Source organism: Pseudoblastomonas marina (genome assembly GCF_034374265.1).
In the GTDB taxonomy this organism is placed as follows: domain Bacteria; phylum Pseudomonadota; class Alphaproteobacteria; order Sphingomonadales; family Sphingomonadaceae; genus Alteriqipengyuania_A; species Alteriqipengyuania_A marina.
Window position 1 is genome coordinate 941,403 of sequence record NZ_CP139718.1, and the last position, 17,913, is coordinate 959,315.

The window sequence follows — 17,913 nt, forward strand, 5'->3', positions numbered from 1 at the left end:
TTCCCTCCCGCGTTTGCAGGTCAAACCGGCGAATCGGCGAGCGGAAACGGGGTTGTTGGCGCGGTGTGACGTTCGAAGCGGAGCGTTCGCCCGTGCGGCGGGAGCGAACGCTGGAGACAATCCTCGCGCGGGCAGCGAACGCAGGCCGGGCCGATCCGCTCCGCGCCCTCGTCGGCGAGCGCCAGGCCGCGCGCGCCGGCGAGGCTTTCGGCCAATCGTGCCGCAATGCCGAGACCGACGACGAACTCGCCCGGGCGATCGCCCCCCGCACTGCCGCGCTCAACCCGCTTGGAGAAAGTCAGCCATCGGGTTTCGCGTCCATCGACCTGTTGGACCGCTACATGCTGGGTCGCCAGCCTGCCGCCGTTTTCGAAGGCATGATGCAACCGCCAGAGCGGACAGCTTCCCTCACTCTCGAGGAAATCAGCCTCGCTCGCGCCGACATATCGCTTGGAAAACTGGCCCGCCCGATCGACCCGGAGCATGAAGAACGGCAAACCGCGCTGGCCGACGCGCTGCAGCGTGGTGAGGCGGTGTGCGAGCTGTTCGAAGCCCACCCCGAAGCGCCGTTCGAGAATCGCGAAATCGTAGCGGGTCGCCTCGCACGCCCGCAGGAAACGCCCATAGGGCATAATCAGGGCGGCGGCATAGTATCCAGCGAGGTGGCGACGATAGAGCGTCCGCGCCTGGTCGGACGAGAAATCTCCAGCCTCGGAGAGCGAGGCGAGCAATTCGCGCGCCTCGAGCTGGGCCATTTCGAGCGCGAGCTGGAAGGTGCGCGAATGCGGGGGCAGCATCTCTGACAACTGCAATTGCCGGGCGTGGAAATCGAGCCGCCGGACGAGGCCCGGGATCACCTCGCCGGGTACGATCCGGACCGAAAGCTGGTGCTTTTCGCGCAGCCGGGTCGAAAGTGCGGCGAACAGGTCGCTGGTCGACAGCCGCAGCTCGTCAGCGAGGGCTTCGGCCGCATGGTCGAGATCGGCAAAATGATTGCGCCAGCGCTCGATTTCGCGGCGGACCTCGATCGCCGGCGATTGATCCGCGCTGCCCCCGCCCGCAGCGCCCGCGTCGAACAAGCGGGCGAATGCAACGGCAGCCTGCGGTGCCGCCGACAACCACTCGACCACGTCCTCGCGATCGATTTGCAGGTCGGCGAAACGCTCGTCGGCGAGCCGCCGTCGCAACCCGTCGATCCCGCCGACCTGTTCTTCCTGCCGCAGGTCGCGCGGATCGAAATCGAACGCCTCGGCGAGCGAGACCATCAGGCGTGCCGAGATGGGGCGCCGGTTGCGCTCGAGCAGGTTGAGATAGCTCGGCGAGATGTCGAGCCGGTCGGCCATCGCGGCCTGGGTCAGCCCCTCGCGGCGGCGGATCCTGCGAAGTGCAGCCCCGCCGAGAACCGATGATTGTTCGACCATCCTGTCACTTTCTTTACATCCTTACAGCGTTTTCTGCGCTGAAACGGCAAGTGCGACAAGTTATTTTGTCAATTTTTCTGGCGGGCCCGGGAGGATCGCGGCACCCAATGATCAGCCCTTCACCGCCGAAGGAATCCTCCATGCCGCAATTCGACGACCTCATTCCTGCCCCCGCCGATCGCTTCGACGGGATTGAGCGCCCCTACGACGCCGCCGAGGTCGCCCGCCTGCGCGGTTCGGTGCCGATCGAGCACACGCTCGCACGCCGCGGCGCGCTCAAGCTGTGGGAGCTTCTCAAGCACGAGGACTACATCAACGCGCTCGGCGCGCTGTCAGGCAACCAGGCGATGCAAATGGTCCGCGCCGGACTCAAGGCAATCTACCTGTCGGGATGGCAGGTTGCGGCCGACGCCAACACCGCCGGCGCAATGTATCCCGACCAGTCGCTCTATCCCGCCAATGCCGGGCCCGAGCTGGCGCGCAAGATCAACAACACGCTGCTCCGCGCCGACCAGATCGAACACGCAGAGGGCGAGGTCAGCCGCGACTGGCTGGTCCCGATCGTCGCCGATGCCGAGGCCGGGTTCGGCGGTCCACTCAACTGCTTCGAGATCATGAAGGCCTATATTGCCGCAGGCGCGGCAGGCGTGCATTTCGAGGACCAGCTCGCCGCGGAGAAGAAGTGCGGCCATTTGGGTGGCAAGGTGCTGATCCCGACCCAGGCGCATATCCGCAACCTCGATGCCGCGCGTCTTGCCGCCGATATTGCTGGCGTACCCACCGTTCTGATCGCGCGTACCGATGCCGAGAGCGCGCGGCTCATCACCTCCGACGTCGACGAGCGGGACCATGAATTCCTCACCGGTGAGCGCACTCCCGAGGGATTCTTCCGTCTCAGGGACGGGACCGGGGTCGATCATTGCATCAAGCGGGGCATCGCCTTCGCACCGCATGCCGACCTGCTCTGGTGGGAGACCAGCAAGCCCAATCTCGACGAGGCGAAGCGTTTCGCGGAGGCGGTGCAGAAGGCGCATCCGGGCAAGATGATGGCCTACAACTGCTCGCCCAGCTTCAACTGGGAAGCCAATCTCGACAAGGCCACGATCGCGAAGTTCCAGCGCGAGCTCGGGGCGATGGGCTACAAGTTCCAGTTCGTCACCCTCGCCGGGTTCCACCAATTGAACCACGGCATGTTCGAGCTCGCCCGGGGCTACAAGGATCGCGGCATGGCGGCTTATTCCGAGCTCCAGCAGGCCGAGTTCGCCAGCGAGGCCGACGGCTACACCGCCACGCGCCACCAGCGCGAGGTCGGGACCGGCTATTTCGACGCCGTCGCCACCGCGCTGTCGGGCGGCGCCAGCTCGACCACCGCGCTCGCCGAATCGACCGAAGCGGACCAGTTCAACAAGGAGGCCGCATGATGACCACCGCCACGCTGACCCAACCGAATCGCGAGCCCACCCGTGCAAGGGCACTGCTCTCGACCGCCGATTTCCGGCTCATCCGCGAGGCCCTCTCGAGCCACGCCAGGACCACCGACGACGCCAAGGAGCTCGGCAAGATCGCGGCGCTGCACCACCGGCTCGGGAGCTACACCTGATCGCGTAATCTCCTGGGGAGGAGTAGGCGGCCGCCGATCACGTTAGCGCGCGATCCGGCGGTCGCCGTTTCCCCTATTTCGCCATCAGCCGCAGCGTTTCGGCAGCGAGCGCCTCGGATGCAGTAGCGATCACCTTCTCTGCGTCGGGTGCCCAGAACGGGCTGTGCAGCGAGGGCAGTCCCTCGCCGCTCTCCTGCGCCGCGTCGTACTGGTCCTGCGGGACCCCGCCGACCCAGAAGATCAGCGACTTCATCTCGTCGTCGCCATTGCGCAGGAACTGGCTGAAATCCTCGCCACCCATCACGCTGGGCACCTGCATCACGCGGTCCTCGCCGAACCGCTCGCGAAAGCCCGCCATCACGGTCTCGGTGTAATCGGGCGAGTTGTAGGTGCTCGGCGTATAGGGATCCTCGACCGTCACCGTGGGCATCCTGTCTTCGGGCATCCCGGCCGCGATCGCCTCGCCGCGCGCAATCCGGGCGATCCCGTCGAGCAGCAGCTTGCGCGATTCGTCGGAGTAGCTGCGCACCGTCAGCTGCAGCTTGGCCTCGTCCGAGATGATGTTGTGCTTCGCGCCGGCATGGAAGCTGCCGACGGTGATCACCGCCGGATCGAGCGGCGAGCTCTCGCGGCTGACCAGCGTCTGCAGCTTCATCACGATCGCCGAGGCGAGCACGATCGGGTCCTTGGTGGTGTGCGGATAGGCACCGTGCCCGCCGATGCCCGGCACGGTGATGTCGACGCTGTCGACATTGGCCAGCGCATAGCCGGGCGAATAGCCGATCATGCCGGCCGGGAACTGCGCCGCATCGTGGAAGGCGATCGCATAGTCGGGCTCGGGGAAGCGGGTGTAGAGCCCGTCCTCGAGCATGGCGAGCGCGCCGAGGCCGAGCTCCTCGGCGGGCTGGAGGATCATCACCAGCGTGCCCGACCACTCGTCCTTCCGTTCGGCCAGCAGCCGCGCCGCACCGATGAAGGCGGCCATGTGCGTGTCGTGCCCACAGGCATGCATCACCCCGGTGGTGACGCCGCTCGCGGGGGTCGCCGTCTGCGTCGAGGCGAACGGCAGCCCGGTCTGCTCGACCACCGGCAATCCATCCATGTCTGCGCGCAGCATCACGACCGGCCCGTCACCGTTGCGCATCACCGAAACGACGCCGGTGCGGCCGACCTGCTCGGTCACCTCGAAGCCTTCGTCGCGCATCAGCTCGGCCAGTTTGGCGGCGGTGCGCACCTCCTCGAAGCTGAGCTCGGGATTGGCGTGGAGGTCCTTGTAGAGCTCCATCAGCGCGGGCATCTTTTCGCCCAGGCTGTCGCGCAATTCGTCGGCCGCGGCAGGCGTGGCGAGCAGTGCGGCTCCGGCGGCGAGCGTAGTCATCAGGCGTTTCATCGGCGTTCCCCCAAATCGAGACATGGACCAGGTGTTACACTGTCCAGGGGAAGGAATCTTCGGCCCCGGCCAGCCACCCATTGCCGGCCAAGCTGACACAGCGCGCGCGAATAGGAAAGCGGCTAGATGCCGTAGCTGACCACCAGTGCGATCGAGAGCGTCACCACCATGATCAGCACCAGCGGCACCCCGGTGCGGACATAGTCGCCGAACTGGTAATTGCCTTCCGACATGATCAGCATGTTGGTCTGGTAGGCGATCGGGGTGGCGTAGCAGAGATTGCAGCCGAACAGCACGGCGAGGACCAGCGGTTCGGCGGGCAGGCCGAGCTGGTTGGCGATGCTGAAGGCGATCGGCGTGCCGACCGTGGCGGCAGTCGCGTTGGAGGCGAAGTTGGTTAGGAAGGTGACGAAGATCATCACCGCCGCGAGCACGGCGGCGGGGGCCAGATGTACCAGCCCGAGGGAAAGGGTCTGGCCGAGCCAGTCCGCTGCCCCGCTATCATCGATCACGCGACCGAGCGCGATGCTGGCGGCGACCAGCACGATCACCTGCGCAGAGAGGGCGCGTCCGACGCGGTCGAATTTCACGCAACCCGTCACGAACATCAGGATCGCCCCGGCCAGCGAAGCGATCGCGATCGGAAACAGCCCGATCGCGGCGGTGATCACCGCGCCGCCCATGATCGCGCCGGCGAGCACCGCCTTCGAACGGCGCGGGACTTCGCGCATGCCTTCGAGCACGAGGAGGCTGTCGCTGCTGGAGAATTTGCGCAGATCGTCTTCGAGACCCATGACGAGCAGCACGTCGCCTTCGGTGATGCGATGGTCGCCGCCGGGACCTTCTCCCTCGTACTGGCCGAGCACGCGCGGCGGATGGTGGATCCCGAGCACCGCGACCTGGTAGTGATCGGCAATCCCGCTGCCGGGCAGCGTGCGGTTGATGAGCCGCGAATCCGCCGTCACCGTCATCTCGACGACGAGGATGTCTTCGCGCGTCTCGTCGGCCGTGCGACGGATGCGATCGAGCACCCAGATCGGTGCAGCTTCGCCCTTGAGGATCCGCATCGCATCCTCGAGCCCGTCATGCGTGCCGGTAACGAGCAGGCGCTGTTGCGCCTTGAGCTTGCCTTCCTTGGTTCCGTGGAAGCGGACGTCCTTGGGCAATTTCGCGATCAGCTCCTCGAGGTCCATGCCGACGAGTTCACTTTCCTCGCGAATGCGCAGACGTGCCTCGAAGCGACGGGCTTCCTTGAGGTCTTTAGTCCGGTTGTCGCCGAGCAGGCGCGGCATCACGAGCCAGACATAAGGCAGCGCCACCAGCGCCGCGAGCAGGACGATCGGGGTAAAGTCGAACACCCCGATTTCGCGCATGCCGAGATCGGCGGCGATCGAGACGACGAGGATATTGGTCGAGGTCCCGATCGTGGTCGAAACCCCGCCCAGCAGCGACGCGGCGTTGAGCGGGATCAGCGTCTTCGAACTCGGCAGCGCCCCGCGCGAGGCAAGCGCGGCGAAGATCGGCAGCATCAGCACCAGTACCGGCGTATTGTTGACGAACATCGACAACACGAAGGTGATCACCAGCGAGACCAGCAGGCCGAGTTGCAGGTTCATCCGGAACACGCGTTCGAGAAAGCGCGCGGCGGGATCGAGCGCGCCGGTCACCACCAGGCCGCGACCGAGGATCATCAGCGCGCAGATCGTGATCAGCGCGTAATGGCCGAACCCCGAAAACGCGAGCTGGAGCCCGTCCGTCGGCTGGTGGCCCGGAAGCGGGAAGAAATACAGGCCGACCGCGATCACCGCGATGGTCAGCAGCGAGATGATCTCGATCGGCATCTTGCCGCGCGCAAAGCCGATGAACATCGCGATCGTCACCACCAGCGCGGCGAGCGCGTGGAAACTGGGCATGGTAAGGACGGTGGTCAACCCGATGACGCTCGCAGCTTGGCCGTATGGTGCCCCTGGCCAGACTCGAACTGGCACTTCACATGGAAACTCGATTTTGAGTCGAGCGCGTCTACCAATTCCGCCACAGGGGCCCCTCCAGCGTGGAACGCTGCATTATCGGGGGGATTGCGAGGCTTCAAGCAATCCATTCAAAAATCGTCATTCCCGCGGATGCGGGAATCCAGAGCGGTGCAGCGAGGTGCTTCGCTGGATCCCCGCCTTCGCGGGGATGACGGTCAACCTGCCGAACTCGCCAGCTTCCTGCGTGCATCGACGACGAGCTTGTGCACCTTGGAATGAAGCGTGTCGTTGCCCGCGAGCACTTCCTGGTCGCAGATCGGCAGCGAGCGACCGCGATAGTCGGACACGAACCCGCCCGCTTCACGCACCAGCAGGCAGCCCGCCGCGGTGTCCCACGGCTTGAGCCCGGTTTCCCAGAACGCGTCGAAGCGTCCCGCGGCGAGCCAGGCGAGATCGAGCGAGGCGGCGCCGAACCGGCGGATCCCGGCGATTTCGGGGGCGAGGCGATTGTAGATCGCGCTCCATTCGGCCGGATCGCCGGCGCCCGCAAAGGGAATACCGGTGGCGATCAGCGCCTCGTCGAGCCGCTTGCGGTTCGAGACCCGCAGGCGTCCGTCATGCAGCCACGCGCCGTTCGATTTCTCGGCCCAGAAGGTTTCGTCGGTGATCGGGTTGTAGACGATGCCGCTGGTGACTTCGCCCCAACCGCCGCCGCCCAGCTTGGGCTCCTGCACCGCGATCGAGATCGCGAAATGCGGGATCGCGTGGAGGAAATTGCTGGTGCCGTCGAGCGGGTCGATGATGAAACGCGGCTTGTCGGGATCGCCTTCGATCTCGCCCGATTCCTCGAGCACGAAGCCCCAGTCGGGGCGCGCATGCTTCAATTCGTCCCACAACGCGCGTTCGGCGCGCGTGTCGGCCTTGGAGACGAAGTCCGCGGGGCCCTTGCGGCTGACCTGGAGGTGCTCGACCTCGCCGAAGTCGCGGCGCAACCGGCCGCCCGCCTTGCGCGCGGCCTTTTCCATGACGCGGATGATACCGGGGAGTACGGGCATGGCGGCTTACCCGGCCTTCCCGACGTAGCTCTGCTCGTAGACGTCGACCACGATCCGGGTGCCGCTTTCGATATGCGGCGGAACCATGATGCGCACGCCGTTGTCGAGCACGGCGGGCTTGTAGCTGGAAGAGGCAGTCTGCCCCTTCACCACCGCGTCGGCCTCTACGATTTCGGCCTCGATCTGGCTCGGAAGCTGGACCGAGATCGGCTTTTCTTCCCACAGTTCGAGCTGCACGGTCATCCCGTCCTGGAGGAACGGGCGCGCATCGCCGAGCAGGTCCGACGGCAGGTTGATCTGCTCGTATGTGTCGGTGTCCATGAAGACGAGCATGTCGCCCTCTTCATAGAGGAACTGGTAGTCCTTGGTGTCGAGGCGCACCTTTTCGACCGTGTCGGCGCTGCGGAAGCGCACGTTGGTCTTGCGGCCGTCCTGCAGGTTCTTCATCTCGACCTGCATGTAGGCCCCGCCCTTACCCGGCTGGGTGTGCTGGATCTTGGCGACCTTCCAGATGCCGCCTTCGTATTCGATGATGTTGCCGGGGCGGATATCGACGCCGCTGATCTTCATGGGGGTTCGCCTTCGTATGGAATGGGGTTCGCGCGCTGCGCTGTGTGGCGCGCCTCTAGCCGCTGGGCGCTGTGGCGGCAAGCGGGGGAAGCTGCTACGAGCCGATCCGATGTATCAACGCCTCATCCTCTCGATCGCGGCCCTGTCCGCCATGCTGCTCGCACCGGTCGCCCCGGCGCAGGAACGCGCCGCCGGGCAATTGTCGGTCCTGCTGCGCGGATACTGGTCCTGCGCGGTACCCGGCATTGCCAGCGGCGACGCGCGCGAGGTCCGCCCGGCGCTCGATTTCGAGACGATCCGCGGCTCGCGCTACCGCGTCGGCGACGACATCGGCATCTACCTGCGTCTCGGCGACCGGGTGACGATGACCAGCGGGCCGTTCAGGGGCCGCAATTTCCGCGTGACCGGGGACGACAGCATCCGCGAGATCGAAGAAGGCTCGCTGACCCCGGTGCGCTGCCTGCGCCGACCGGCGAACTAGTTTCCGGTCAGCAGCGGGTAGGGATTGATCGGCGTCCCCTCCCACCAGTCGTCGTGGGGCGAGAGTTCCATGATCGCATAGTGGAGGTGCGGGGCGTCGGGCCGGGCATTGCCGCTCGATCCGACGGCGCCGATCGGATCGCCCGCACGCACCTGCTGGCCCTCGCGCAGGTCGTCGGCATAGGCATCGAGATGCGCGTAATAGTGCATCCGTTCGCCGCCTGGCGCGCGGATGTAGACGGTGAGCCCGCCCTTGCGACTGTCGAACAGTTTCTCGACCGTCCCGGCGCTGGCGGAGAGCACGGGTGTCCCCCGCGGAGCCATGATGTCGATCGCGTCGTGCCGCCGAATGCCGCCTTCGCGGGCCTGCGCGAACGTATCTATGAGCTCGTCTGCCGCGATCCCTTGCACCGGCACCACCAGCTCGCCCGGGGCGAGCGGCGCGGGACGTCGATCGGCGATATCGGGGACGCCTTCGGGTGCGGGCATGGCGTCTCCCGCAGGTGGCGCATCGCCGCCTGTCGACCCTTTCGAATCGCTTGCGGTGCTGCGAACATCGAGGATGCCCTCGCCCTCGCCGAAGACCGAAGGCCAGGCGACGATCCAGCCCGCCGAAACGAGCGTCGCGGTGACGAGGATGGTGACGATGCGATCGAGGGTGCTCATGGCGCGGACCCTAGCGGCGGTTCGCGGCCCGCGCCAGAGAGCGCGGGCCTAGCGCAGCTTCGCCGCGAAGGCCTCTACCGCCGCGACTTCGTCGCCGCTCCAGACCGCATTGCTGACGGCGAGGAAATCGGCCCCTGCCTCGATCAGCGGCGCGCAATTGTCAGGCGTGATCCCGCCGATCGCGACGCTCGGGATCTCGACCATTTCGGACCACCATTCGAGCAAGGAGAGTTCGGGCCGGTGCTCGCTCTCCTTCGTCTGGCTCGGGAAAAACGCACCAAAGGCGACGTAATCCGCCCCCGCCTCTCCGGCTTCGAGCGCGAGGTGGCGGCTGGCATGGCAGGTCACCCCGATCTGGACCTCGCGGCCCAGTCGTTCGCGCGCCTCGCGCACGTCGCCGTCGCCCTGCCCCAGGTGAACCCCGTCGGCGCCGAGCCGCTTGGCGAGCGAGACGTCGTCGTTGACCACGAAGGCGACTTCGTGCGCGGCGCAGATCGCCTGCAACGGCTCGGCGAGCCGCGCGGCCTCGTGCTGGTCGATATCCTTGACCCGGAACTGAAACGCGGCGACCGGCCCGGCCTGGACTGCGCGTTCGAGCCGCTGGGGGAAGTCGCCGCCGACGTCGAGCGGCGAGATGAGATAGAGTTGGCAATCGGACATGCGAGCGCTGCTAACGCACGCGATGCCGTTCGTCGATATTCATGCATGCGTCATTTGTAGCGGTGTTATCTCGGCGCGATGAAGACACTCGCCCTGTTCGCCGCGCCATCCGCCGCCCTGAGCCTCGCGGCCTGCGCGGTCGTCCCGCCCTCGCCCATCGTCAGCTCGGACCGCGAGATCGCGGCCAAGGGCGCGCTGGTCCCGTTCAACCAGCCCGTCTGGGTGTCGAACGGGCTCGTGGTGACGCCGATGCGCCTGATCGAAGACAGCCGCTGCCCCGAAAATGCGCGCTGCATCCAGGCCGGGCGCGCGGTCCTCGAAACCCGGCTCGACGGGATCGGCTGGCGCCAGACGGTCGAGCTCGAACCGGGCGAGCCCTACACCATCCGCGGCGAAACCGTCCGCCTGACCTCGGTCCTTCCCGAGCGCCAGGCGGAACGGCAGATCCCGGTCGCGAACTACCGGTTCGCTTTCGACGACAATTAGTCGCCGACGCTGGCGCAGGCGATCTCGTCGATCGCGTTGCCAAGCGCCTGGTCGAACTGCTGGTCGTCCATCTTGGCATTGAGCACTTCGAGCAGCGCGCGGCTGAAGCTGGCGATCATGCCGTCGTTCTTGGCCAGTTCGCGGCACGCCTCTTCGCGGCTGTAGCCGCCCGACAGCGCGACCACGCGCAGCACCTTGGGGTGGTCGATCAGTGGCTGGTAAAGGTTCGGTTCGGCCGGGATGGTGAGCTTCCACATCACCTGCTGGCCTTCCGGCACACGGTTCAACTGGTCGAGGGCGTTGGACAGCACCAGCGCCTCGGCCTGCGCGCGGCTGCCGCTCTTGAGGCTGACTTCGGGCTCGAGGATCGGGACAAGGCCGTTCGAGAGAATCTGGAGGCCGAAATCCATCTGCTGCGCGATGTTGGCGGCGACGCCGTCCTCGTTCGCCTCGTGGATGACCGAGCGCATCTTGGTGCCGAACACGCCGAGTTCCTTCGCACGCGCGCAATCCTCGTCGAGGGTTGGCATCGGCTTCATCAGCTGCGCGCCGTTTTCCTCGTCATGCATGCCCTTGTCGACCTTGAGGAACGGCACGACACCGCGACGTGCGAGCAGTTCGGGGATCGGCGAGCCGTCGCCCGAACACCCGTTCATGGTCTTCTCGAACAGGATCGCGCCGAGCACCTTGCCGTTCGAGAAGCTCGGGGAGTCGACGATCCGGCAGCGCATCTTGTGGATCTGCGCGAACATTTCTTCCTCGCCGCCCCACTCGTCCTCGGCCACGCCGTAGGCAGCCAGCGCCTTGGGCGTCGAACCGCCCGACTGGTCGAGCGCGGCAATGAAGCCCTTACCCGTCGCCATGCGCTGTTTCATCTCGTCGAAATTCATGGATGTCCCTTTCCCATGCGCCTCGCGCACGCGTCGTCCTCGGTGAAAAGCTGCCCGCGCTCTACCCAGCACGCCCCGTGGCGGCAATGTGCCGAGAACGTTCACATGTAACTTTTCCGCGGCTCGCGCGTACCAATTGGGAACACCCAGGACGCGAGGCTTCGAATGCTCGACGACATCCAGGAAGGGCTCTGCGCGGAAAACCGGACCGACTTCTCCGATCTCCGCGCGCTGACGATCAACTGCACGCTCAAGCCGTCACCCGAGGGGTCGCATACCGACAAGCTGCTCGGGATTCCCGAAACGATCCTCGTCCGCAACGGGGTCGACCTCGAACAGGTGCGGCTGGTCAACCACGACATCGCCCCGGGCGTCTATCCCGACATGACAGATCACGGCGCCGAGCGCGACGACTGGCCCGAGATATGGAAGAAGGTGAAAGCGGCCGACATCCTGATCGTCGGCACGCCGATCTGGCTGGGCGAGAAGTCGTCGGTCTGTCAGCGCCTGATCGAACGGCTCTACGCCCAGTCCGGGGAGACCAACGACAAGGGGCAATACGCGTTCTATGGCAAGGTTGCCGGGTGCATCGTCACCGGCAACGAGGACGGCATCAAGCATGTCGGAATGGGCCTGCTCTATTCACTCCAGCACGTCGGCTACACGATCCCGCCGCAGGCCGATGCCGGCTGGATCGGCGAAGCCGGACCCGGCCCCAGCTATGGCGACGCGAAGGAAGACGGAGACGGCTATGTCGGTTTCGACAACGATTTCACCCGCCGCAATGCCACCTTCGCGACCTGGAACCTGCTCCACATGGCGCGCATGCTCAAGGATGCAGGCGGGATTCCCTGCCACGGCAATTCGGTCGACCTGTGGAACGAGGGCCGCCGCTTCGACGCACCCAATCCGGACTATCGCTGACGGCTAATGCGGTTTCTTGAGCGCGGCGATCAGGTTGATCGCGATCGAGATCCTGGTGCCCTTGCCGTGGAACGGGCGCACCGCGTGCTGGAGCCAGCTGGGGAAGATCACGATCTGGCCCGAGCTCGGACGCAGCGAGACCTCGTTCGCCATCTGAGCGCCTTCGCTGTCGGCGAGACGCAGGTCGGGCGCGGTCATCCGGACCATCGGCATGCGCGGGTCGAGCAATTGCAGCTCCCCGCCGAGTGCCGGATCGTCGTCGCCCTCATACCCGTCGTCGATATAGGCGACCGCCGACCAGAAACTGCCGGGGTGGTAGTGATACTGATTGGCGTTGCCCGCGACGCTGACATTGGCCCACATCTCGGGCACCCAGCCATAGCGCGTGGCATGGGGTGACTTGCTGTCGATGGTGAGTTCGTCGGCCATCGTCATCGCCTTGTAGGCGAGCGCGCGCGCCGCCTCGCCGCCCCAGTCGATCATGTTGGTGTTCGAATGCCACCCGCCGACATTCGAAATCTGGACCCCGTTCGCGTCGCGCGTCCGCTCCGCCTCGATCGAGCGGCGCAGCTCGGCGATGCCTTCGGGGCTCTTGAGCGTGTCCGCAGCGAACGGGGTGGGAAAGAGATCGCGGCGGTTCATCGGGTCAGCCCTTCAGCGCGGCGACCCCGGGCAGGGTCTTGCCTTCCATCCATTCGAGGAACGCGCCACCGGCAGTCGAAACATAGGTGAACTCGCTCTCGACCCCTGCATGCGCGAGCGCGGCGACGGTGTCGCCACCGCCTGCGACCGAGATCAGCGATCCGTCCTGCGTTAGCGCCGCGGCGGTCTTGGCCAGCGCGACGGTGGCCTCGTCGAAGGGCTCGGTCTCGAATGCGCCGAGCGGACCGTTCCAGACCAGCGTGCGGCAGGTCTTGAGCACGTCGGCGAGCGCCTCGACCGCGAGCGGGCCGATATCGAGAATCATCTCGTCGGCGCCGACTTCGTGGACGTTGCAGACCCGCTTGCTGGGCGGATTGGCCGCGAATTCCTTCGCCACCACGACATCGTAAGGCAGGTGCACGGTGCAGCCCGCCTGGTCGGCCGCGTCCATGATCGCGTTGGCGGTATCGGTGAGGTCGTGCTCGCACAGCGACTTGCCGACATTCACCCCGCGGGCGGCGAGGAATGTGTTCGCCATGCCCCCACCGATGATCAGGTGCTGGACCTTGTGGACGAGGTTTTCGAGCACGGCGAGCTTGGTCGAGACCTTGGCCCCGCCAACCACCGCCGCGACCGGCGTTTCCGGCGAACCGAGCGCAGCGTCGAGCGCCTTGAGTTCGGCCTCCATCGCGCGGCCTGCATAGGCGGGCAGCAGGTGCGCGAGCCCCTCGGTCGAGGCGTGCGCGCGATGCGCCGCCGAGAACGCATCGTTGACGTAAAGGTCCGCATGTTCGGCCATCGCCCTGGCGAATTCGGAATCGTTCGCCTCTTCGCCCGGCCAGAACCGGACATTGTCGAGCAGGCCGATATCGCCGTTGCGCAGGATGCCGATCGATTGTTCGACCACCGGTCCGCCGACCTCGGAGATGAACATCACCTCCTTGCCCAGCACGTCCTCGACATCGTCCTGCACGAAGCTGGTCGAGAGCGTCGAGTGGCGCATGCCCTTCGGTCGTCCGAAATGCGCGAGCAGCAGGACCTTCGCCCCCTTGTCCGAAAGTTCGAGGATCGTGGGCGCGACCGCCTTCACCCGGGTGAGGTCGGTCGCGCGCCCGTCCTTCATCGGCAGGTTGAGATCGACGCGCACGAGCGCGACCTTGCCGGCGATGTCACCGAGATCGTCGAGGGTTTTGAACTGCGCCATCATTTACTCCGTCATTCCGGCAAATGCCGGAATCCAGTCTGGACCGTGCGACACCTGCCGTCTGGACCCCGGCCTGCGCCGCGGTGACGATAGGGCCTAGATCAGCCCCGCCATCACGCCGGCGGTGTCGATCATGCGGTTCGAGAAGCCCCACTCGTTGTCGTACCAGCTGACGACGCGGGCGAGCTTGCCTTCCATCACGCTGGTTTCGAGGCTGTCGACCGTCGAGCTGGCCGGATAGTGGTTGAAGTCGCTGCTGACGAGCGGCTGGTCGGTGTAGTCGAGCACGCCCTTCATCGCGCCTTCGGACGCGGCCTTGAGCGCGGCGTTCAGTTCCTCGGCGCTGGTGTCGCGGCCGGGGGTGAAGACGAGGTCGACGAGGCTGACATTCGGCGTCGGGACGCGCACCGAGGAGCCGTCAAGCTTGCCGGCGAGTTCGGGCAGGACGAGGCCGACCGCGCGGGCGGCGCCGGTGGTGGTCGGGATCATGTTCTGGGCCCCGCCGCGCGCCCGGCGCATGTCGCCATGCATCTGGTCGAGCATGCGCTGGTCGTTGGTGTAGGAATGGATCGTGGTCATGAAGCCGCGCTCGATCCCGACAGTGTCGTGCAGCACCTTGGCGACCGGCGACAGGCAGTTGGTGGTGCAGCTGGCGTTCGACACGATCACGTCTTCGCTGGTCAGCGTGTCGTGGTTCACGCCGTAGACGATCGTGGCCGAGACGTTCTTCGCCGGGGCCGAGATCAGCACACGCTTCGCGCCCGCCTTGAGGTGCGGTTCGGCAGCTTCGTGGCTCTGGAAGAAGCCGGTGCATTCGAGCACGATGTCGATGCCCTGCTCGCCATGCGGGAGGTTGCCCGGATCGCGCTCGCTGGTGACGGCGATCTTCTTGCCGTTGACGACGAGGTGATCGCCATCGACGTCGACGCTGCCGGGGAAGCGGCCATGGGTGCTGTCGTACTGGAACAGCAGCGCGTTCGACTTGGTGTCGGCGAGATCGTTGATGCTGACCAGTTCGAGATCGTGATCGTCACGCTCGAGGATCGCGCGCGCGACAAGGCGACCGATGCGCCCGAAACCGTTGATTGCAACCTTGGTCGCCATGTGAATAACTCCTGATTAGGCTTTGAGTTTGTTCATGATTTGCGGGACGATCGCGTCCACGGTGAAACCGAATTTCTCGAACAGGTCGCCCGCGGGCGCGGAGGCGCCGAAACGGTCGAGACCGATCTGGAGGCCGTTCGCCATCGTGTAGCGTTCCCAGCCCAAAGTCGCGCCGGCCTCGATCGAAACGCGCAGGATTTCGCTTGGTGCTGCATCGGGCAGGAGGTCGGCCTTGTAAGCCTCGTCCTGCTGCTCGAACAGTTCCATTGACGGCATCGAGATCACGTCCGCGCCGACGCCCTTCTCCTCGAGCGCCTTGGCGGTGTCGAGCGCGAGCGCCACTTCCGAACCGGTCGCGATCAGGATCACCTTGCGATCGGCATCGGCAGCCTTGAGGCGATAGGCGCCCTTCGCCGATAGCATATCGCCATCATGACGGACCTGCGGCAGGCCCTGGCGCGACAGGCACAGCACCGAGGGCGTGTACTTGTCTTGCAGCGCGAGCTGCCAGCACTCGGCGGTTTCGATCACGTCGGCCGGGCGGAAGACGTTGAGATTGGGGATCAGGCGCAGGCTCATCACCTGCTCGATCGGCTGATGCGTGGGCCCGTCTTCGCCGAGCCCGATGCTGTCATGCGTCATCACGTAGATCACGCGCGTCTGCTGGAGCGCGGAGAGACGGATCGCGTTGCGGCAATAATCGCTGAAGATCAGGAAGGTGCCGCCATAGGGGATCACCCCGCCATGCAGCGCCATGCCGTTCATCGCCGCCGACATACCGAATTCGCGGATGCCCCAATAGAGGTAGCGGCCAGAGTAATCGTCGGCGGTGAACGGACCGATTTCGCCCGCCTTGGTGTTGTTCGAACCGGTCAAATCGGCGCTGCCGCCAATCGTCTCGGGCACCAGCGGGTTGATCACCTCGAGCGCCATCTGCGAGGCCTTGCGAGTGGCGACCTTCTGGTCGTCGTCGAGCCAAGCGGCGAACGCCTTTTCGATTTCGCCCATGTCGGGCAATTCACCTGCCATCCGGCGCTCGAATTCGTTCGCCATGGCGTGGCCCGAGAGGCGTTGTTTCCACTCGCCATGCGCGGACTTGCCCGCCTCTCCGGTGGCGCGCCAGTCGTCGCGGATATCCTGCGGGATCTCGAACGGAGGGTGGTTCCAGCCCAGTTCCTCGCGCGCGGCGGCGATCTCGTCGTCGCCCAGCGGCGCGCCGTGGGTCGCGGCAGTGCCCTGCTTGTTGGGCGCGCCCTTCCCGATAACGGTCTTGCACACGACCAGCGACGGCTTGGTGGTCTCGTCGCGCGCCGCAGCCAGCGCCTGTTCGATCTCGGCAAAATCGTGGCCATCGCACTCGACCACGTGCCATCCGGTGGCGCGGTAGCGCGCGGGGATGTCCTCGCAGGTCGACAGGTCGGTCGAGCCGTCGATGGTGATCGCATTGCTGTCGAACAGGACGTTGAGGCGTCCGAGGCCGTGATGTCCGGCAAGCCCGATCGCCTCGTGGTTGATGCCTTCCATCAGGCAGCCGTCGCCCGCGATCACCCAGGTACGGTGATCGACCAGCTCGTCGCCGAACACGGCATTGAGGTGGCGTTCGGCCATCGCCATGCCCACCGCCATCGCGAGGCCCTGCCCCAGCGGGCCGGTGGTGCATTCGACGCCATCGAGCAGGAAGTTTTCCGGGTGCCCGGCGCAGGGGCTGCCGAGTTGCCGGAAATTGCGGATGTCGTCCATCGTCGGACGTTCGTAGCCCGACAGGTGGAGCAGGCTGTAGATCAGCATCGAGCCGTGGCCCGCGCTCAGCACGAAGCGATCGCGATCGGCCCAGTCGGGGGCCGAGGGATCGAATTTGAGGAATTTCGACCACAGCACCGTCGCCACGTCGGCCATGCCCATCGGCATACCCGGATGGCCGGAATTCGCCGCCTGTACTGCATCCATGGACAGGGCGCGGATCGCATCGGCCATCGGCGCGAGGCGGGAAGGATCGAGGCTCATATGTTGGTCGGCTCCGGGAGGTCGGCGTGAGTCGCGTGCGCGGTCTCCCCTTGCAACGGTGCCGGGGCACGTCAAGCGCGCTGGCGACGCGTTTCTTGGGATAAGTCCTCACCAAAAGCCGCCAAGCCCTTGCTTTGCCCGACAAAGGGACTAGCCGGGAAGGATGGACAGCTCTTCGCATGCGCTATCCCGGATCGACGCCGCGCTGGCGCGGATCGAATCCGCCCTGCCCAAGCGGCTCGCCGAGCGCGATCTCCTCGCCACCCAGCACGACGCCCTGCGCGAGGAAGTGAGCCAGGCCCTGGGCGATATCGATGCGCTGATCGCCGATGCCTCGGAAGGGAACGGCAAGTGAGCAACGTCACCCTTTCGATCGGCGGTCGCGATTTCCGCGTCGGCTGCCGCGACGGGCAGGAAGACCAGATCCGCAAGCTCGGCGCAATGATCGACGACAAGGTGCGCGAGGCCAATGTCGACAACCGTTCGCCGTCCGAAATGCTGCTGTTCGCCTCGCTCCTGCTCGCCGACGAGGTGAAGAGCGCAGCGCCGAAGGGCGGCGGCACGCCCGCGGCAAGCGACGAAACGCTGGATTCGATCGCCAACCGGCTCGAAAGCCTCGCATCGCGGCTTGAGCAGGCGGCGCCGAATACCTAAATACCGCACCAGGCGGGGCTGCCCGGAACGAGCCGACCGAATATCCCTGAGGCTATAAGCAATCCTAGGGAGCTGTCCCTGCCCTGATCCACCGGTTCGGCCGTGGGATCGGGGTAAACGGCGCCCACCTGACGTTTTGGCGTCAGTGGATTTCACGGCAAACGACCCATGGTGGCTCCGCCGCTACCGA

General features: G+C 65.9%; 19 protein-coding genes, 1 tRNA gene and 1 other RNA gene. 8 read left to right on the forward strand and 13 right to left on the reverse strand.

Annotated features, from left to right (window positions below; all coding sequences use genetic code 11):
* Nucleotides 1–20: 20 nt before the first annotated feature.
* A complete protein-coding gene (locus T8S45_RS04550) occupies nt 21–1,421 on the reverse strand; it encodes a helix-turn-helix domain-containing protein (protein ID WP_322294841.1) in 1,401 nt (466 codons plus the stop codon).
* A 140-nt stretch (nt 1,422–1,561) separates the two neighbouring features.
* On the opposite strand from T8S45_RS04550, the gene aceA reads away from it, so the two are divergent.
* Together aceA and T8S45_RS04560 are read left to right on the forward strand one after the other, a co-directional pair.
* On the forward strand, nt 1,562–2,842 hold the full coding sequence (gene aceA, locus T8S45_RS04555; protein WP_322294842.1) for an isocitrate lyase: 1,281 nt from the start codon (nt 1,562–1,564) through the stop codon (nt 2,840–2,842).
* Nucleotides 2,839–3,021, forward strand: coding sequence for a hypothetical protein (locus tag T8S45_RS04560; protein ID WP_322294843.1), 183 nt, complete (start codon nt 2,839–2,841; stop codon nt 3,019–3,021). Before aceA ends, T8S45_RS04560 begins: the two co-directional genes overlap by 4 nt.
* Before the next feature lie 73 nt (nt 3,022–3,094).
* On the opposite strand, the gene T8S45_RS04565 is transcribed toward T8S45_RS04560, so the two are convergent.
* From T8S45_RS04565 to efp, 5 genes are all read right to left on the reverse strand, one after another.
* Nucleotides 3,095–4,411 carry an amidohydrolase gene (locus tag T8S45_RS04565; protein ID WP_322294844.1) on the reverse strand — a complete coding sequence of 439 codons (1,317 nt, stop codon included), beginning with the start codon at nt 4,409–4,411 and terminating at the stop codon, nt 3,095–3,097.
* Between the two features lie 122 nt (nt 4,412–4,533).
* Nucleotides 4,534–6,324, reverse strand: a complete 1,791-nt coding sequence (locus T8S45_RS04570) for an SLC13 family permease (RefSeq protein WP_188641842.1) — start codon at nt 6,322–6,324, stop codon at nt 4,534–4,536.
* A 45-nt stretch (nt 6,325–6,369) separates the two neighbouring features.
* Nucleotides 6,370–6,455: transfer RNA gene (locus T8S45_RS04575), tRNA-Leu, on the reverse strand.
* A 144-nt stretch (nt 6,456–6,599) separates the two neighbouring features.
* On the reverse strand, nt 6,600–7,439 hold the full coding sequence (locus tag T8S45_RS04580; protein ID WP_188641843.1) for an inositol monophosphatase family protein: 840 nt from the start codon (nt 7,437–7,439) through the stop codon (nt 6,600–6,602).
* A 6-nt stretch (nt 7,440–7,445) separates the two neighbouring features.
* Nucleotides 7,446–8,009, reverse strand: coding sequence for an elongation factor P (gene efp, locus T8S45_RS04585; protein WP_188641844.1), 564 nt, complete (start codon nt 8,007–8,009; stop codon nt 7,446–7,448).
* A gap of 109 nt (nt 8,010–8,118) precedes the next feature.
* Here efp and T8S45_RS04590 point away from each other — a divergent pair, with 109 nt between their 5' ends.
* Entirely contained in the window at nt 8,119–8,490 is a 372-nt protein-coding gene (locus T8S45_RS04590; protein ID WP_188641845.1) for a hypothetical protein, read from the forward strand.
* On the opposite strand, the gene T8S45_RS04595 is transcribed toward T8S45_RS04590, so the two are convergent.
* Together T8S45_RS04595 and thiE are read right to left on the reverse strand one after the other, a co-directional pair.
* A complete protein-coding gene (locus T8S45_RS04595) occupies nt 8,487–9,155 on the reverse strand; it encodes a M23 family metallopeptidase (protein ID WP_322294846.1) in 669 nt (222 codons plus the stop codon). The two genes, T8S45_RS04590 and T8S45_RS04595, sit on opposite strands and share 4 nt — an antisense overlap.
* A gap of 48 nt (nt 9,156–9,203) precedes the next feature.
* Nucleotides 9,204–9,815: a thiamine phosphate synthase gene (gene thiE / locus T8S45_RS04600; protein WP_322294847.1), complete on the reverse strand. Its 612-nt coding sequence runs from the start codon at nt 9,813–9,815 to the stop codon at nt 9,204–9,206.
* 78 nt (nt 9,816–9,893) lie between these two features.
* Here thiE and T8S45_RS04605 point away from each other — a divergent pair, with 78 nt between their 5' ends.
* Nucleotides 9,894–10,301: a hypothetical protein gene (locus T8S45_RS04605; RefSeq protein WP_188641848.1), complete on the forward strand. Its 408-nt coding sequence runs from the start codon at nt 9,894–9,896 to the stop codon at nt 10,299–10,301.
* Here the strand turns inward: T8S45_RS04605 and T8S45_RS04610 are convergent.
* On the reverse strand, nt 10,298–11,191 hold the full coding sequence (locus T8S45_RS04610; protein ID WP_322294848.1) for a fructose bisphosphate aldolase: 894 nt from the start codon (nt 11,189–11,191) through the stop codon (nt 10,298–10,300). The two genes, T8S45_RS04605 and T8S45_RS04610, sit on opposite strands and share 4 nt — an antisense overlap.
* 165 nt (nt 11,192–11,356) lie before the next feature.
* Here T8S45_RS04610 and T8S45_RS04615 point away from each other — a divergent pair, with 165 nt between their 5' ends.
* A complete protein-coding gene (locus tag T8S45_RS04615; protein ID WP_322294849.1) occupies nt 11,357–12,115 on the forward strand; it encodes a flavodoxin family protein in 759 nt (252 codons plus the stop codon).
* A gap of 3 nt (nt 12,116–12,118) precedes the next feature.
* On the opposite strand, the gene T8S45_RS04620 is transcribed toward T8S45_RS04615, so the two are convergent.
* From T8S45_RS04620 to tkt, 4 genes are all read right to left on the reverse strand, one after another.
* Entirely contained in the window at nt 12,119–12,757 is a 639-nt protein-coding gene (locus T8S45_RS04620) for a 2OG-Fe(II) oxygenase family protein (protein ID WP_322294850.1), read from the reverse strand.
* 4 nt (nt 12,758–12,761) lie between these two features.
* Nucleotides 12,762–13,961: a phosphoglycerate kinase gene (locus T8S45_RS04625; protein ID WP_322294851.1), complete on the reverse strand. Its 1,200-nt coding sequence runs from the start codon at nt 13,959–13,961 to the stop codon at nt 12,762–12,764.
* Between the two features lie 96 nt (nt 13,962–14,057).
* The gene (gene gap, locus T8S45_RS04630) at nt 14,058–15,065 is read right to left on the reverse strand and encodes a type I glyceraldehyde-3-phosphate dehydrogenase (RefSeq protein WP_188641853.1); all 1,008 of its coding nucleotides are present in this window, start codon (nt 15,063–15,065) and stop codon (nt 14,058–14,060) included.
* Between the two features lie 15 nt (nt 15,066–15,080).
* The gene (tkt, locus tag T8S45_RS04635) at nt 15,081–17,069 is read right to left on the reverse strand and encodes a transketolase (protein ID WP_188641854.1); all 1,989 of its coding nucleotides are present in this window, start codon (nt 17,067–17,069) and stop codon (nt 15,081–15,083) included.
* Between the two features lie 163 nt (nt 17,070–17,232).
* Between tkt and T8S45_RS04640 the strand changes: the two genes are divergently transcribed.
* The 3 genes from T8S45_RS04640 to ssrS all read left to right on the forward strand — a co-directional run bounded on the left by T8S45_RS04640 (nt 17,233) and on the right by ssrS (nt 17,905).
* A complete protein-coding gene (locus T8S45_RS04640; RefSeq protein WP_188641855.1) occupies nt 17,233–17,424 on the forward strand; it encodes a hypothetical protein in 192 nt (63 codons plus the stop codon).
* Complete coding sequence (locus tag T8S45_RS04645) at nt 17,421–17,723, forward strand: cell division protein ZapA (RefSeq protein ID WP_188641856.1); 303 nt, start codon at nt 17,421–17,423, stop codon at nt 17,721–17,723. Before T8S45_RS04640 ends, T8S45_RS04645 begins: the two co-directional genes overlap by 4 nt.
* Nucleotides 17,724–17,735: 12 nt before the next feature.
* Nucleotides 17,736–17,905, forward strand: a non-coding RNA gene (gene ssrS, locus T8S45_RS14205) — 6S RNA.
* Nucleotides 17,906–17,913: the final 8 nt, after the last annotated feature.

Coding starts and splice junctions, on each gene's coding strand:
- T8S45_RS04640 (WP_188641855.1), top strand. CDS start 17,233: ATGGACAGCTCTTCGCATGCGCTATCCCGGATCGACGCCGCGCTGGCG.
- T8S45_RS04620 (WP_322294850.1), bottom strand. CDS start 12,757: ATGAACCGCCGCGATCTCTTTCCCACCCCGTTCGCTGCGGACACGCTC.
- T8S45_RS04610 (WP_322294848.1), bottom strand. CDS start 11,191: ATGAATTTCGACGAGATGAAACAGCGCATGGCGACGGGTAAGGGCTTC.
- T8S45_RS04605 (WP_188641848.1), top strand. CDS start 9,894: ATGAAGACACTCGCCCTGTTCGCCGCGCCATCCGCCGCCCTGAGCCTC.
- T8S45_RS04570 (WP_188641842.1), bottom strand. CDS start 6,324: ATGCCCAGTTTCCACGCGCTCGCCGCGCTGGTGGTGACGATCGCGATG.
- T8S45_RS04565 (WP_322294844.1), bottom strand. CDS start 4,411: ATGAAACGCCTGATGACTACGCTCGCCGCCGGAGCCGCACTGCTCGCC.
- tkt (WP_188641854.1), bottom strand. CDS start 17,069: ATGAGCCTCGATCCTTCCCGCCTCGCGCCGATGGCCGATGCGATCCGC.
- T8S45_RS04615 (WP_322294849.1), top strand. CDS start 11,357: ATGCTCGACGACATCCAGGAAGGGCTCTGCGCGGAAAACCGGACCGAC.
- T8S45_RS04590 (WP_188641845.1), top strand. CDS start 8,119: ATGTATCAACGCCTCATCCTCTCGATCGCGGCCCTGTCCGCCATGCTG.
- T8S45_RS04595 (WP_322294846.1), bottom strand. CDS start 9,155: ATGAGCACCCTCGATCGCATCGTCACCATCCTCGTCACCGCGACGCTC.
- T8S45_RS04625 (WP_322294851.1), bottom strand. CDS start 13,961: ATGGCGCAGTTCAAAACCCTCGACGATCTCGGTGACATCGCCGGCAAG.
- gap (WP_188641853.1), bottom strand. CDS start 15,065: ATGGCGACCAAGGTTGCAATCAACGGTTTCGGGCGCATCGGTCGCCTT.
- efp (WP_188641844.1), bottom strand. CDS start 8,009: ATGAAGATCAGCGGCGTCGATATCCGCCCCGGCAACATCATCGAATAC.
- aceA (WP_322294842.1), top strand. CDS start 1,562: ATGCCGCAATTCGACGACCTCATTCCTGCCCCCGCCGATCGCTTCGAC.
- thiE (WP_322294847.1), bottom strand. CDS start 9,815: ATGTCCGATTGCCAACTCTATCTCATCTCGCCGCTCGACGTCGGCGGC.
- T8S45_RS04550 (WP_322294841.1), bottom strand. CDS start 1,421: ATGGTCGAACAATCATCGGTTCTCGGCGGGGCTGCACTTCGCAGGATC.
- T8S45_RS04580 (WP_188641843.1), bottom strand. CDS start 7,439: ATGCCCGTACTCCCCGGTATCATCCGCGTCATGGAAAAGGCCGCGCGC.
- T8S45_RS04560 (WP_322294843.1), top strand. CDS start 2,839: ATGATGACCACCGCCACGCTGACCCAACCGAATCGCGAGCCCACCCGT.